The sequence below is a fragment of the Spirosoma utsteinense genome (genome assembly GCF_014282275.1).
Taxonomy (GTDB): Bacteria; Bacteroidota; Bacteroidia; order Cytophagales; family Spirosomataceae; genus Spirosoma; species Spirosoma utsteinense.
In genome coordinates, this window is the sequence record NZ_VFIA01000001.1 from 114011 (window position 1) to 128715 (window position 14705).

Here is a 14705-nt window from a genome sequence, read left to right on the forward strand (position 1 = left end):
CGGTATGTACAGGAAGAAGGAGGGCTTCGCAGGCCAGCGCAGCTACGTGCTGCCAGCTGAGCTGAAAAAACAGATTACCGCTCATCCCTTATGCGAATCATTGTACATCACCAATATCGGGTATTACCCGAAAGCTGCCTTTCACGACCGTGAGCGCCGTAAAGGATGCCCGCAACACATCCTGATTTATTGCGTTCAGGGGGAAGGCTGGTATTACCTGAACGACAAAAAATACCGGGTGAAGCCTAATCAGGCCTTTATCCTGCCCGCCGACTCAGCGCATCGCTACGGCACCGACGCCCAAAACCCATGGACAATTTACTGGCTGCACTTCGCCGGTTCGCGCGCCCACCATTTTCTGCGTTTTCTCCAGCAGGAGGCCGACCCATCGCCGGTTACCGTATCCCCCCAGAACGAACGTTTTCTTCTTTTCGATGATATTTTTTCTCACGTCGAGATGTCGTTCAACATGGATAATATAGTGTATGCCAATACGAGTCTGGCTCGTTTTCTGGCCACGTTCAACAATGCCGTTTATAACCCAAACCCGGTTATCCAGCCCACCGCCGACCCCATCAGCCGGTCGATCGCGTTCATGAAAGCCAACCTGAGCCGCCCGCTCGATCTGGATGAACTGGCTCAGGTAGCGGGTATGTCGGCGTCGCATTATTCCGCTGTTTTCCGGTCGAAAGTTCAAAGTGCGCCCATTAACTTTTTCACGTTCCTGAAGATTCAGGAGGCCTGCCGCCAACTCGAAAACACACAACTTCGGATCAAAGAAGTGGCTTATCAGATTGGCTACAGCGACCCGTACCACTTCAGCCGGGTCTTCACCAACATGATGGGGGTCTCTCCCCGCGACTTCCGGAAGCTTCGCAAAGGCTAACCCGTTACTTCGTGCATACTTAAGAAACCGATCATCCTGCGGTGCAGAGCGGCCCCCTGATGACTGCTATCCAGCTGTAGGATATTGTCGAAATAGGTTTCGGCTTTGTGGCTGTTTCCATTGCCCAGCCCCAGGTACCCCAGGCCCATGAGGTAGTAACAATGGATACGATTACGGGTATCGAGGTCTGTATCGAAAACGAGCATATCGGGAAGCGATACGGCGAAGTAGTCGATTTCGACGGCATCGTTCAGGTGTGTTTCGCCAAACTGGATCAGGCGGGTGAACAGCGTTTCTGCCCGTTGCTGCTGACCCAGTTTTTTCCAGGCCAGGCCCTGGTAGAAAACCTTGTCCGGCTGCTGGTCATTGTAGAAAACCGCCTGCACCGGCGTATTCAGGCCAACTGTTGCCTTCTCATAGTAAGTGTGAGCGGTCTGCGTTTGCCCCATGGCTTCAAGGGCTAGCCCTTTCAGGTAAAGTATGTCGTTTTCCTGAACGCCGTATAACTTACCTTCCCCCAGCGTAACCGGATACGTTTCGGCGGCAGTCAGCAAGGTGAGCGCTTCGGGGTAGTGCCCATCGAGCAGGGCCTGCTTTGCCAGTTCGATATGGCAGATCAGGTATTGGGTGACCACCTTGCCTTCGCCCCCTTCCCAGGGGTGGAATTGGCGGGTAGACAGGAGTGCCCGGGCCGTTTCATAATCGCCGAGCTGATTATAGAGCGTCAGGCGTTCGAGGTATAGATCGTCGCGCTGCTCTGTGGCGGATACATACTGCTCCAGCCGGTTCAGCCGCTCCCGATGGGGCTGGTTCAGCTTTTTGTATAGCTGATCCAGTTCCATAAGCACCCGCGCATCGTGCGTGTCGAGCGCAAACGCCCGTTCGAGGGCTTGGCGGGCTTTTTGGGGCTGCTGCTGCTTGTTGTAATAAGCCAGCGCCAGGTTCCGAAAAACAGTCGGGAAGGTATCGTTTAGCTGAGCCGACCGCTCCCAGGCGTCGATAGCCTCGGTATACTGCCGGTTGGCATACCAGAAATTGCCGAGGAAGTACCAGGTAGTAGCATGGTTAAAGGACTGGCCAGCGGGAGTATGTGTCAACGCCCACTGCAATACCGCTAACTCCTCCAGGCGATTGGGGAAGACGAAGTCGGGGCTGGCGGTGGTTGCTTTTTGAAGCCAACCCCCACCCAATTCAGGCGTCCCCCGTTGCGCGTCGAAGAACGCCAGAAAGTAATAGACCAGGGGGTAAGCCGTCGTTGCCGACTGTTGCCAGTCCAGCAGAACACGGACGGCTTCGTCATACAAACCCGCCTGACTGTAATCCAGGGCATATTCAAGGTAATTATGAACGGAATGCCGCATCAGCCGGGTCCGGTGCCGGGCGGTTTGCTGAGCAGCCTCTGGCTGGGTGTCCTGCTCGATGAACTGCTTTTCGAATAAACAGCCAACCTGAAGCGGGTCAATAGCCAGTGTGTCGTCAATAAGCTGTAGCGCTTCAGATAGTCGACCCAGTTTCCGGAGCAGCACAGTTTTTAAGTGCCGTGCCGAGTGCCCGTGCCAGTTCCGGACCAGCGACCGGTCGATCAGTTCCAGCGCCTGTGTGAAGTTCTTGCGTCGGGTGCTGATCCGCGCTAATTCCAGAAAACCCGTATCCTGCCAGGCAGCATTCCAGGTCGCCTTGTAAAATGAATCGAATGCCTCATCGAAGCGGGTTTGCTGGCTCAGACACAAGCCCAGGTTGTAGTGAGCTTCCCCATCGTACGGGTTCGGATTACGTTGGGTCAGCGTGCCCGTGGCCTGCCGGAAATAGGGCTCGGCTTTGGCAAACTGTCCCCGTCTGTAATACCATAACCCTAACGCATTGGCGCAACGGCTGTCGCGTGGATCGCGACGCAGGGCTTCCTCGTAATAGGCGGTTGCCACATAGGTAGCATGGCGGTACTGCTCAATATGTAACCCGGTCAGATACAGCTGCTCGTTGGACTCGACGGCTGCTGGCTCTTTGGCCGCCTGCGCCGGTTCCGGAATCGGCTGCGCAGTGGCTGTGGCTGGCTGATAGGCAACCAGTTCGAGACCGTCGGCGGTTTTAACCGATAACCGCAGCCGGGTAGGGTCCGTAACGGCCTGCACAACTGTATGTTGAAAAGGCGTAGCAGGAGTTATGTTCACCCGCTGGTCGAAAATAAGTTTGTCCGCCAGGGTAAGCTGAATACTTACATTAGGATAAGCTGTAGTGACGTAAACCCCAACGTAAATGTTGCCATCCGAAAGTTCCAGATTGACCGCAGCTTCTTTGGTGGCGTTTTTAACGATACCTATTTCGCTGAAGGGCATGAAATACTGGACGAACCGACGTTCTTCGTTCGGCATGATCCACGAAAAGTCGGGTTGATTATCGGTGAAAACGCCGGTCATCAATTCGATGTAGGGTCCATCTTCGTCGGTCAGGTTGCGGTCCCAGGCATACCCAAATTCACCATTGCCCCAGGTCCATTGTTTTTTGCCCGGCGACACGTGATGATCGGCCACATGAAGTAATCCAGCCCGGGTGTCGTGTTCATAGCCGCCCATGAAATCGTAGGTGGACGAAATGGCCATGTAAGACGTGGGTACGGGTATGTTTTTATACCAGGAGATATCCGTTCCGGGCGCGTAGTCGACTTTGTAGTAGGTGCCGGTAGCGATGGGGAAGGCCGATACGTCGCGTTTGCCATGGTCGAAGACTGCGTATATGTCGGGAGGGAAAATAGATTGATAGTGCTCATTTACTTTCACCGCTGGGTTGGCCCACCACAAAAATGTTTGCGGAAGGGAAGTGCGGTTGTATAAAACGCCATTTATTTCGAAGTACGCTTTGTCAGGGTACAGCCTGAAACCGGCCATACCTTTGGTTCGAAACATCCGTTCTACTTCACTTACCCACACCGTTTTAGAGCCGTCGGCGTGGGATTCGGTGGTGTAGTCGACCGGTTCGAAAGTGCTGGGCCGGTGATGCTGGGGCCAGTTGAACTCAATACCGCCGGAGATCCAGGGGCCTGTCAACCCAACCAGGGCCGGTTTGATGACCTGGTTGTAGTAAATGAAATGCCGGTCTTTGATTTTATCGTAGGCCATCTGAATGCGCCCCCCCAACTGCGGGAGGATCATGATCTTCAGATAGTCATTTTCGATGAATACGGCCTGATAGGCACGATCCTCTTTATGATCGCTGATTGTCTCGATCACGGCATGCGGGTAAACGACCCCGCTGCTGCCCTGATACACCCGTTTCTCAAGAAACATCGGGTTCTTTTCGGGTGAACCGACGCCGTAAGTCGGTAGGATCACCTGCTCTTCCCAAACGGTTACTGCCTGTTCCTTCATGATATGTTCCTGGTACGGATTGACAAGCGTGTCGGATACGTTTCTAGTTTTTCTGGCCCGGTAACGATGAGGATAATTCCTCGTTGAACAGGGCGCTTACCTGTTGGGGGTCTAACGCTAAGGTCGGATTAAAGCGGGCACTGTTCATGTAACGGAGCAGACTATACTTCAGCTGGCGGGCCGATGGGCGCCGGGCCAGGTCAGATTCCAGATCGACGCTACAGACCATCAGCTTTCCTTTACCCACTTTGCCTTCGAAAGCCAGCGACAGCCGCCGGTTTTCAAACCAGTTATCAATGGGCTGTATCAGGGGGCGGAGCTGTTTGGGGAAATCGGTTAAAAGAACGACCTGTGAATGGCTGACAATATCCTGCCACTGGTAGTTACTGCTGGCCTCGGTGGGGAAGGTGGCAAACAACGGATGGGCCGGATCGCACAGCAGGCCGAGGGTATGTGGTGCCTGATTTTTTGTCCACGACGTGTTCCAGAATACGCTCGAAAAACCAATGGCCACTTCAGCGCCTTTGCCGGGTTTGACGCGTCCAAACGGGAGCAGCAGCACGTTGGCCCCCTGTTGTAACTGCTTTATCACGTCGGGGGTAAGGCGTTGCGCTACGACTACTTTACCCGTTGCAGCATCGGCATCAAGGCCTGCGGGATACACCCACAGGTTCCAGGAATTGGTAATCCGCGTTCCTTTCAGGGATACCTTCAGGGTGAGCATTGTTGGCTTTTTGAACGAAGACAGCGGCACCTGAACCATACCGACCGGCTGCCCATTGTCGAATGTCACATGCTCCTTCTTCAGACTGCCGGACTGGTATACTTTCCCGTTCGTATCCACTACCTGCCAGCCAATCGTCTGATCGTGCAGCTCGCTGGCACCGAAATGAGCAATCTCCAGAGCTGCCCGCAGCGTTTCGGTATTTTCGTAGATGAGCTTGTCCATCCGCGCCAGCAGCACGGTTGCGTTGGTAAAGGTTCGGTATTCTTCCGGCGTCGTATATCCTTTCGATTCCCAGAACACGTCCAGCGCGCCGACCAGGGCCGTACCCTGACCCGGGAAATCGTGCAGGCCCAGCAGCTGAAACCCGCCAAAGCCGGGTGTTCGCAGGGCCGCTTCAATATCCGCTTTGTAGCAGAGGGTTTGTAGCCGACCCGATGCGTTCAAAAAAGCCTCTGCCTGATCGCCCATGCCCGCTTCGTTGAGCGTCTCGTTGAAAATTTCGAAGTTGGTTGCTTTCACAACACCCGTGTATTTCTTTATTTCTTTGAAGTTAGGGTAAGCGCACCATTGCCCGATCTCATGACTTACATATGGTACCGTCAAGGCCTGGGTCGTTTCCCGCCAATCGTAGCTGGTTCGTGGGATTCCTTTATTGATGATGCTGTTTACGCCTTCGCCCCATTGCTGAACCCGCGCCTTGGAGTCGATATTGAACTGGTTTTCGGGTAAGATCGGCCAGCCTGCGCCACTGGTGTATAGTCGGCGTGAATCCTTGTGTTTGAAGTGATCGACCCACCGCCCCAGAAAGTCGTTCTGGCCAGCACCACCGGGTTCATTCCCGTACGACATCATACAAAATGATGGATGATTTCCGTATGTTTTGAGAATCTCTTCTGACTCCTGATAAATGAACGCATCGACAACACCGCCCGTACCAACGGCGCTGCTCTGATTCGCCCAGAGCGGACTTTCGACGTACAGGTAGAGGCCAAGCCGATCGGCCACGCGGAAAGCGGCCTCGGGTGGACACCAGGAGTGGAATCGAAGGTGATTCAGACCGTATTGCTGGGCAGTTTTCATGATTTTTTCCCAGTATGGCTCCGTCGTAGGTGGATAACCGGTCAGGGGAAAGGTAGCACATTCAACATCGCCCCGCAGAAAAATAGGCCGTCCGTTCATGGTGAACCGTGTACCCTGCGTACTGATCTCGCGCATACCAAATGTCACGTCCTGCTCCGAAAGCGGCTTCCCCTGCTCATCGATTAACTGAACAGCCAGGCTATATAAATTAGGTGTAAACTCATCCCAAAGCAGAGGATTCGCTAGCTGGTAAGATGTGGTTAGGGACGACGCTTCGGTTGATGAACTGACTGGTAACTCAACTGCCGGCAAGGGCTTCGCGTCCGCCTGAAGGCTCCTGGCCTGTAGGCGAACCGTTCCCTTAAATGTTTGGCGACGGGGCTGGTTCAACGAAAAACGAACGGAAACGGCTTTGGCAGCCAGGTTCGGAAACAGCTGAACGTTGTCTATATACGTTTTGGAGCTGCTCAGGAGCGATAAATCACCCACCAGCCCGTTCCAGTTGGTTTGCGTATGGTCACTGATACTATGCGAATTGGGTCCCAGGTGGGTTTTGACGCGGTTATCGACCCGCACGACAAGGGTGTTTCGACCGGGCTTGAGATAGGGCGTCACGTCGAACTGATGGGGAGCGACCAGGCTGTTGCGCGTGCCACAGAACTGGCCGTTCACGTAGACCATCGTCTCCCAGTGGCATCGCTCCAGGTTCAGCGTAATCCGCTGGTTGGTCCAGTTGTCTGGCAGGTCAATTTGCCGCTTGTACCAGGCGGGTCCGGCAAAGTAGTGGAGGGGTTTAAGCCAGAAAGGTATTTTGATGTCACCTTCCCGGTATTTTCCGTATTTGGCCTCGACGAAATACGTGCTGTCGACGATATCACCGACCCAGGGCGTTTGCAGGGTAACCTTATCCCCCTTGCCGTTCTCTGTCAGGGAGCCAGGCAGTTTTACCCGATCGGGAAAGGGAAACAGCCACCAGTGTTCACGTATGCCTTTGTCGTCCCGGTCTAATCGAAGCTGCCAGTCCCCCGCTAACGAAAGCCGGTGCTGACTGAAGGATTGAATTGGGCTGCCAAGCCAGATATAACTAAACAGAAGGGGTACTATAAACCAGTTCAGCTGTGTTTTAATCCAGATCAACACCGTTGCCTGCTTCATGGGTTTGCTCGTTTTTTCTACAAATAACCTAGTTCATTCCAGGATAAACCATAGTGTTAATTGGGGAAAAGATGGACGATTTTATGGTTATCATCACGAGATTATCATCCGGTTAACTACTCTTTCTTCGATCAGCTAAGACCAATTGATTGCCAAGGACTGAGAGTGAGCAGAATCTACGGTGATGACCGATTGCAATGAATGGGAAGCAACCTGTTCGTCGCGTGCAAACCAAGAGCGAATCAGGCTAACGGCAGGATGGTAATTGGATGAGTTTTTAAGGGAAGCGAGCCGTTTTAAAGAAGAGGTGCAGCTGGCAGCGGCCGACTTTCAGGCCCTCACATTCGTTTCCGAATGCCTATGAGTAGGGGCATAAAAAAACGTCTAAATGACTGGTGAACAGTTATTTAGACGTGATATAAGTAGCGGGGAGCAGGATCGAACTGCCGACCTTAGGGTTATGAATCCTACGCTCTAACCATCTGAGCTACCCCGCCGTTTTGATGCCACAAAAGTAGGTAAAATTTGTGCTAACGCAAAGAAGTGCGTTGACATTCGCAAAAATTTTCGTTTACCTTTGCCAAGGTCCCCTTGCCATCATAAACACTATGGAGAAATTGAAATTTGTTGCCGAATACGAACTTCGGGCATCTCCCAAAATGCTTTTCCCGTATATCAGTACTGCTTCTGGTTTATCGCAATGGTTTGCCAGTAAAGTCAATACCATGCCTGAGCAGCGGTTCGATTTCCAATGGGACAACGAAAGTCACATTGCCCGGCAGGTATCGCTGAGGCAGAATAAAGGCGTTCGGTTTGAGTTTTTAGATACAGCAGAAAACGGAGCTGACAATAATTACGTCGAGTTCCGCGTCGACCAGTCAGAGCTTACGCAGTCTACTTATCTGCGGGTCACCGACTACTCCTCCACCAATGACGAAGACGAACTCAAAGACTTATGGGACGGTTTAATGGATAAGCTGAAGGAGATCGTTGGAAGTTAAAAAAGTATAATGACTAGTGGATACTGACCAATGGCTCGTTATTAAGTAAGCCGATTATACTGTCGGGAACGCCCGTTGCTTTGTTCATCCATGAAGAAGATTGATAAATTAGTACTCGGCTCATTTTGGGGGCCGTTCTTTCTTACGCTTGGCGTCGTCATCTTTATCTTCCTGATGAGGCTGCTGATGTTCTACATTGATGAGTTCGTTTCAAAGGACCTCGATATTGCTACCTTTGGCCGGCTTCTTTTTTACTTCGCTCTACTTACCATCCCAACGGCACTGCCGCTGGCCGTGCTACTGTCGTCGCTGATGACGTTTGGTAACCTCGGCGAGTTTTTTGAACTGACCGCGCTCAAAAGTGCCGGCATTTCCCTTACCCGTGCCATGCGCCCGCTGCTGATCGTTGCGGTATTTATCAGTGCCTTCTCCTTTTGGTTTAACAACAGCGTATCCCCCTGGGCAAACCTGAAGGGATATAGTCTGCTTTATGACATAAAAACGGCTAAAGCTACACTGAACCTGAAAGAAGGTATTTTTTACAGTGACCTGCCAGGGTATAGTATCAAAGTCGATACGAAGGTAAAAGCGGCTGAAGGAAGCACAACCGGCGATCTGCTCAAGGGACTGGTTATTTACAAGCACCCGATGAGTGGTGTCGAAACGGGAAACCGCGAAATTATCCTCGCTGATTCCGGGCGTATGTATACCAGCAAAGACCGCAGTTATCTTGTTTTCGAGCTTTTCAATGGAAACGATTATCAGGAGTACGCCGATAACAATAGTGTAAGCTATGCCAGCACCGCATCCCAGCGAAAAGGCTCACAGTTCATGCGAAACGGGTTTAAAGATTACCGTCTGGTAATTAGTCTGGAGTCGTTCGGTATTAAACGCACCGACGAGAACCAGTTTGAGTACCACGAGTACATGAAAAATCTGAATGAACTGTCGACGCTGACCGACTCCCTGCGGAACGATTACAAATCGACCAGTCTGAATATAGCCAGTACATCAAGGCAGTACTACAGCTATCAGTTCAAGGCCGATGTGGCTGTCCCTCAGAAGAAAATAAAAGACGGGAAATGGGTAGACACGCTCTTGAAAAAGCAGGAACTGAACCGGCCTGATTTGACCCAGTCGGCATTGACCCAGGCACAAACCATTCTTTCCTATGCCAGCTCCAACGTATCCTATCTGACCGAGAAGGAGAAAAACGTGTGGAAGTACCAGTTGGAAACCCACCATAAGTTCACTCAGGCCATTGCTATCTTCGTTATGTTTCTGATCGGGGCATCTATGGGAGCAATTATCAAGAAGGGCGGATTTGGATTACCGGTTCTGATCGCCATTGTGTTTTTTATCTTTCTGTATATCCTGACCATTGCAGGCGACAAGTATGCTAAAGATGGCTTGCTATGGGTGCCGTTGGGCGCGTGGCTGGCCAATATTGTGTTGTTCCCTGTTGGCCTCTTTCTTATGCAGCGTGCCCGTCACGATTCGCGTCTGTTCGATAAAGACGTATATATAATAGCGTGGGAGAAACTAAGACGGAGATGGATCGCCTACCGGAGTAAACGCGCTTCGGCCGGCAGCCCGGCGTAGGGGTCAAGGCTGACTATTCAGTTACCTTTTTCGTCAAGAATATCAGCTTTTTTGCTATCTTTGCACCCAAATTCATTTTTTCAATTATAATTAGCTGTCTGAAGATGTATCTAACGACCGAAAAAAAGCAGGAGATATTCTCCACCTCGGGTTTTGCCAAAAGTGCAACTGACACCGGGTCGGCCGAATCCCAGATCGCGCTGTTTACTTACCGGATCAGTCACCTGACTGCCCACCTGAAAGTTCACAAGCACGACTACGGCACGCAACTGGGTTTGTTGAAGTTAGTGGGTAAGCGTCGGCGTCTGCTGAACTACCTCTACAAAACTGATATCATGCGATATCGCGCGATTCTTGCCGCGCTTGGTCTACGGAAATAGTCGATTAATTATAAGAAGGGAATCTGCCAATCAGTAGATTCCCTCCTTTTTGTTGTTTCCTTACTGAAACGGTAATTGCTGCGGTGAAAGCGGTGGAAGAGAGGATAAAATGCTGTTTTAAAGCTGTACGAGGGCGTATCTAAAAATTGATGTATGTTTGAAATTACCACGCAATCCGTTGCGCTGCCTGACGGGCGGGAAATCACCATCGAAACCGGAAAACTGGCTCGCCAGGCCGACGGAGCGGTGGTTGTACGGTTAGGCGACGCTATGTTGCTGGCTACCGTTGTATCTAGTAAAGATGCCAAAGAGGGCATCGACTTTCTGCCACTTTCTGTCGATTACCAGGAGAAATTCGCTTCGGCGGGTCGTATTCCAGGTAGCTTCCAACGGCGTGAAGGTCGCCTGGGCGATCATGAAATATTGATCAGCCGCCTAGTAGACCGCGCACTGCGGCCTATTTTCCCCGACGATTACCATGCCGATACGCAGGTAATGATCACGCTCATCTCGTCCGATCCGGAAGTAGAGCCCGATGCATTGGCAGCACTGGCCGCTTCGTCGGCACTGGCTGTATCGAATATTCCCTTCAACGGGCCAATATCTGAAGTGCGCGTTGCCAAAATCGACGGGCAGTATAAAATCAACCCAAAAACGTCGGAACTTGAACGCGCTACCATCGACCTGATCGTTGCTGCTACCGAAAAAGACGTTTGTATGGTGGAAGGTGAAATGAGCGAATGTTCAGAAGCCGAAGTCGTGGAAGCCATCAAGGTTGCTCACGAAGCCATCAAAGTACAATGCCAGGCGCAAAAAGAACTCGAAGCCAAGGTTGGCAAGACCGAAAAGCGTCAGTACAGTCACGAAACGCATGATGAAGAACTACGTGCGGCCGTTCGTGCCTACTGCTACGATAAAATATACGAAGTAGCCCGTCTTCAGAACCCCAGTAAAAAAGGGCGTTCAGAAGGATTCAAGGCTGTTCGTGAGGAATATTTAGCTACGTTCCCCGAAGGAGCAGACGTAAACGTATCCCTGGTGAAAACGTATTTCCATGATTTGGAATGGGAAGCGTCGCGCCGGTTGGTACTCGATGAGCGTGCCCGTTTAGATGGCCGTGCACTCGACCAGATCCGTCCTATTTCGGCTGAAGCGGGTTACCTGCCTGGTCCTCACGGATCGGCTCTGTTCACGCGGGGTGAAACCCAGTCGCTGACGACTGTTACGCTCGGTACCAAAACCGATGAGCAGATCGTCGATCAGGCGATGTACCAGGGCTATAGCAAATTCCTGCTTCATTACAACTTCCCTGGTTTCTCAACGGGCGAGGTGAAACCGAACCGGGGTGTGGGCCGACGCGAAGTGGGTCATGGTAACCTGGCCCATCGGTCGCTGAAAAAAGTGCTGCCTTCGGGTGAAGACAATCCCTATACCATCCGGATCGTGTCCGACATTCTGGAGTCGAACGGTTCGTCTTCAATGGCAACGGTTTGTGCTGGTACGATGGCCCTGATGGATGCCGGTATCAAAATCAAAGCGCCAGTTGCCGGCATTGCTATGGGTCTGATTTCAGATGGTGACAAGTACGCCGTTCTGTCTGACATCCTTGGCGATGAAGATCACCTGGGTGATATGGACTTCAAAGTAACGGGTACCGAGAAAGGCATTGTTGCCTGCCAGATGGACCTGAAGGTTGAAGGTCTGTCTTATGAAGTATTGACTCAGGCATTGGAACAGGCTCGTGCGGGTCGGTTGCATATTCTTGGGGAGATGAAGAAAGGGATTGACGAAGTTCGTTCCGATCTGAAACCACACGCGCCCCGGGCTGTAGTGATCAAGATTGAGACGAACCAGATCGGCGCTGTCATCGGACCCGGTGGTAAGGTCGTTCAGGATATCCAGAAAGATTCTGGTGCTGTAGTCAACATCGATGAACATGATAATGCTGGCTGGGTAAGTATTTTCGCTACCAGCAAAGAAAGCATGGACAAAGCGGTGTCGCGTGTGAAAGGGATCGTGGCTGTACCCGAAGTAGGCGAAGTCTACGTAGGTAAAGTCAAAACGATTCAGCCATTCGGGGCCTTCGTTGAATTCATGCCTGGCAAAGATGGGCTATTGCACATTTCCGAGATCAAGTGGGAACGTCTGGAAACGATGGACGGTGTACTACAGGTGGGAGAGGAAATAACCGTTAAGTTAGTAGACGTGGATAAAAAGACAGGAAAATATCGGCTTTCGCGCAAGGTTCTGCTACCCAAGCCGGAGAACAAAACTGCCTAAGGCATTGTTACTTTTTCGTGTAATGCAACGTCCTAAGTTAGCGTTATATAGTAACCCCACCGGGGGAAATGTATCATGAGACAGCTAAAGATTTCAAAACAAATTACCAACCGCGAGAGCCAGTCGTTAGACAAGTACTTGCAGGAAATTGGTAAAGTAGACTTGCTTACCCCCGATGAGGAGGTAACGCTGGCCCAGAAAATACGCGAGGGCGACCAACTCTCACTGGAACGCCTGACGAAAGCTAACCTGCGTTTCGTGGTGTCGGTTGCCAAACAATATCAGAACCAGGGTTTGTCACTGGGCGATTTGATCAATGAAGGAAATCTTGGTTTGATCAAAGCCGCGCAGCGTTTCGACGAAACCCGGGGATTCAAGTTTATTTCGTATGCTGTATGGTGGATTCGTCAATCGATTTTGCAGGCCTTGGCCGAGCAATCCCGTATTGTGCGTCTGCCGCTGAACCGCGTTGGCTCGCTGAACAAAATCTCCAAGACGTTTTCTGATCTGGAGCAAAAATTCGAGCGTGAGCCGTCGCCGGAAGAACTGGCAGCTGTACTGGAAATTTCAGCCGCCGAAGTTGTCGACACACTGAAAATTTCGGGACGTCACGTATCGATGGATGCACCGTTCGTACAGGGTGAAGAAAACAGCCTGCTCGACGTACTTGAAAACGATGGCGAAGACAAGCCCGATTCAGGACTCATCAACGATTCGCTACGGAAGGAAGTCCAACGGGCGCTGTCGACGCTGACCCAGCGCGAGGCCGATGTGATCACCCTTTATTTCGGACTGAACGGCGAACACGCCATGACGCTTGAAGAAATTGGTGAGAAGTTCAACTTAACGCGCGAACGGGTTCGGCAGATAAAAGAAAAAGCCATTCGTCGGCTGCGCCATACCTCACGGTCAAAAGCGTTGAAGACGTACTTGGGGTAAGGCTCCTGTTTGTTTCTGCTTGAGAAGGCTCCCGCGAAAGTGGGGGCCTTCTTTGTGTTTACAACTTACTGAACGACATAAGATCTGGATTCTAGTGCCGGTACTTAAAACAGAAAAGGTCAACCGTTTGGGTTGACCTTTTCGCTGAGCGAGATATTGCTTATCTAATTCTTGTAAATCCAGGCTGCTGTGCCAGCAAGTTTACTGATTGAACCAACACCAGCAATGGCTTCGTCCCGATTGTCTGAACCGGCAGCGGCTACTTTGTATAGCTGACCACGCCGTGATGGCATGATAACAAATGCATCCGTATACCCCGCTTTACGTAACTGGCGTTTCAATCGCAGGGCATTGCGTTTACTCGAAAAACTACCGGCGATAACAGTAAAGTAAGGCGTGGTACGTGCCGTCTTCAGGGCAGTAGCTACCTCAACCGGTTTAACAACGACGGGTACAGCAGCGGGAATATTGGCTTTTGCCAGTTCAGGAACAGGTGCATTGGTAACCGGTACAGTCGTTTTCTCAACCGGCACAGCCTTTGCAGGTACTATTGGTGCAGGCCTGGTAACGGCTGTTACTGGCTTAACCACTTCGTTTGCCGGGCCCGCTTTTTCAAACAGCGCAGCTGGTATACGCAACAGCATGGCTGGGTCCAGACTACTTTGTAAAGGCTGACCCGGTTTCACTACCGTAAAATAGCTGATGAACCCCAACGACCCGACCAGTAAGGCAGCCGCTGCTATACGCCAGTATGGACGCGAGCGGGGCATAGGCATCAGCGAGGTTTCTTCGTCCTGAGTAAGAACAGGTCCGACCGCAGTTGAGGGGGACTCCACAACAACCGCTTCGATAGCCTGTTTCGTCAGGGACTGTGCCGAAATAGCACTCATGCCATAGGCTTCACCATAAAAGTTATGGCGGAGGCTTGGATCAAACTGTAATTTTTCCTCTTCGTTAACGGTAAAGGTGCCAATGCCATCGATTTCGAACCGGCCCGATTCCGCAACCTGTCGGCGTAGTTCGTTAACGAATAAGCTAATATGTCGCTGAGCGCCATCGCGGGTGACGGGCTCATGGAGCATGATATAATTAGCGAGAATGCCATCGTCGAGACGAAGAGCTTCGTTAAACGCAACCCGTTTGCGGGGGGGCAAAAACAAGCCGCTCGATTCCGTAAAGGATGCTGGCTGGTAATGGGTCAGAAAAGCGCCCAGTTCCGGTACGACTACGCAGTCATATTGATACAGCAATTTTTTGAGGTAGTCGTTAACGGCAGCCATTGTTGAGGGCGTT

General features: G+C 51.6%; 9 protein-coding genes and 1 tRNA gene. 6 read left to right on the plus strand and 4 right to left on the minus strand.

Features of this window, described 5'->3' with window-relative positions:
• Positions 1-4: 4 nt before the first annotated feature.
• On the plus strand, positions 5-886 hold the full coding sequence (locus FH603_RS00435) for an AraC family transcriptional regulator (RefSeq protein WP_186734921.1): 882 nt from the start codon (positions 5-7) through the stop codon (positions 884-886).
• On the opposite strand, the gene FH603_RS00440 is transcribed toward FH603_RS00435, so the two are convergent.
• The 3 genes from FH603_RS00440 to FH603_RS00450 all read right to left on the minus strand — a co-directional run bounded on the left by FH603_RS00440 (position 883) and on the right by FH603_RS00450 (position 7707).
• Complete coding sequence (locus tag FH603_RS00440; protein ID WP_186734923.1) at positions 883-4248, minus strand: DUF5107 domain-containing protein; 3366 nt, start codon at positions 4246-4248, stop codon at positions 883-885. The genes FH603_RS00435 and FH603_RS00440 overlap by 4 nt on opposite strands.
• A gap of 43 nt (positions 4249-4291) precedes the next feature.
• The gene (locus tag FH603_RS00445) at positions 4292-7210 is read right to left on the minus strand and encodes a sugar-binding domain-containing protein (protein WP_186734925.1); all 2919 of its coding nucleotides are present in this window, start codon (positions 7208-7210) and stop codon (positions 4292-4294) included.
• Between the two features lie 423 nt (positions 7211-7633).
• Positions 7634-7707, minus strand: a tRNA-Met gene (locus FH603_RS00450).
• 111 nt (positions 7708-7818) lie between these two features.
• On the opposite strand from FH603_RS00450, the gene FH603_RS00455 reads away from it, so the two are divergent.
• From FH603_RS00455 to FH603_RS00475, 5 genes are all read left to right on the plus strand, one after another.
• On the plus strand, positions 7819-8211 hold the full coding sequence (locus FH603_RS00455) for an START-like domain-containing protein (protein WP_186734927.1): 393 nt from the start codon (positions 7819-7821) through the stop codon (positions 8209-8211).
• A 90-nt stretch (positions 8212-8301) separates the two neighbouring features.
• On the plus strand, positions 8302-9813 hold the full coding sequence (locus FH603_RS00460; protein ID WP_186734929.1) for an LptF/LptG family permease: 1512 nt from the start codon (positions 8302-8304) through the stop codon (positions 9811-9813).
• A 104-nt stretch (positions 9814-9917) separates the two neighbouring features.
• Positions 9918-10193 (plus strand): 30S ribosomal protein S15, encoded by a 276-nt coding sequence (gene rpsO, locus FH603_RS00465; RefSeq protein ID WP_186734931.1) that lies wholly within the window; start codon positions 9918-9920, stop codon positions 10191-10193.
• 153 nt (positions 10194-10346) lie between these two features.
• Positions 10347-12473: a polyribonucleotide nucleotidyltransferase gene (locus tag FH603_RS00470; RefSeq protein WP_186734933.1), complete on the plus strand. Its 2127-nt coding sequence runs from the start codon at positions 10347-10349 to the stop codon at positions 12471-12473.
• A gap of 75 nt (positions 12474-12548) precedes the next feature.
• Positions 12549-13412 (plus strand): sigma-70 family RNA polymerase sigma factor, encoded by an 864-nt coding sequence (locus FH603_RS00475; protein ID WP_009282104.1) that lies wholly within the window; start codon positions 12549-12551, stop codon positions 13410-13412.
• Positions 13413-13576: 164 nt separating this feature from the next.
• Here the strand turns inward: FH603_RS00475 and FH603_RS00480 are convergent, their stop codons facing one another.
• Positions 13577-14692: an HU domain-containing protein gene (locus FH603_RS00480; RefSeq protein WP_186734935.1), complete on the minus strand. Its 1116-nt coding sequence runs from the start codon at positions 14690-14692 to the stop codon at positions 13577-13579.
• Positions 14693-14705 lie beyond the last annotated feature (13 nt).

What these genes read in the sequence shown, in the direction of transcription:
- FH603_RS00435 (WP_186734921.1), top strand. Translation starts at nt 5, where the DNA reads ATGTACAGGAAGAAGGAGGGCTTCGCAGGCCAGCGCAGCTACGTGCTG.
- FH603_RS00440 (WP_186734923.1), bottom strand. Translation starts at nt 4,248, where the DNA reads ATGAAGGAACAGGCAGTAACCGTTTGGGAAGAGCAGGTGATCCTACCG.
- FH603_RS00445 (WP_186734925.1), bottom strand. Translation starts at nt 7,210, where the DNA reads ATGAAGCAGGCAACGGTGTTGATCTGGATTAAAACACAGCTGAACTGG.
- FH603_RS00455 (WP_186734927.1), top strand. Translation starts at nt 7,819, where the DNA reads ATGGAGAAATTGAAATTTGTTGCCGAATACGAACTTCGGGCATCTCCC.
- FH603_RS00460 (WP_186734929.1), top strand. Translation starts at nt 8,302, where the DNA reads ATGAAGAAGATTGATAAATTAGTACTCGGCTCATTTTGGGGGCCGTTC.
- rpsO (WP_186734931.1), top strand. Translation starts at nt 9,918, where the DNA reads ATGTATCTAACGACCGAAAAAAAGCAGGAGATATTCTCCACCTCGGGT.
- FH603_RS00470 (WP_186734933.1), top strand. Translation starts at nt 10,347, where the DNA reads ATGTTTGAAATTACCACGCAATCCGTTGCGCTGCCTGACGGGCGGGAA.
- FH603_RS00475 (WP_009282104.1), top strand. Translation starts at nt 12,549, where the DNA reads ATGAGACAGCTAAAGATTTCAAAACAAATTACCAACCGCGAGAGCCAG.
- FH603_RS00480 (WP_186734935.1), bottom strand. Translation starts at nt 14,692, where the DNA reads ATGGCTGCCGTTAACGACTACCTCAAAAAATTGCTGTATCAATATGAC.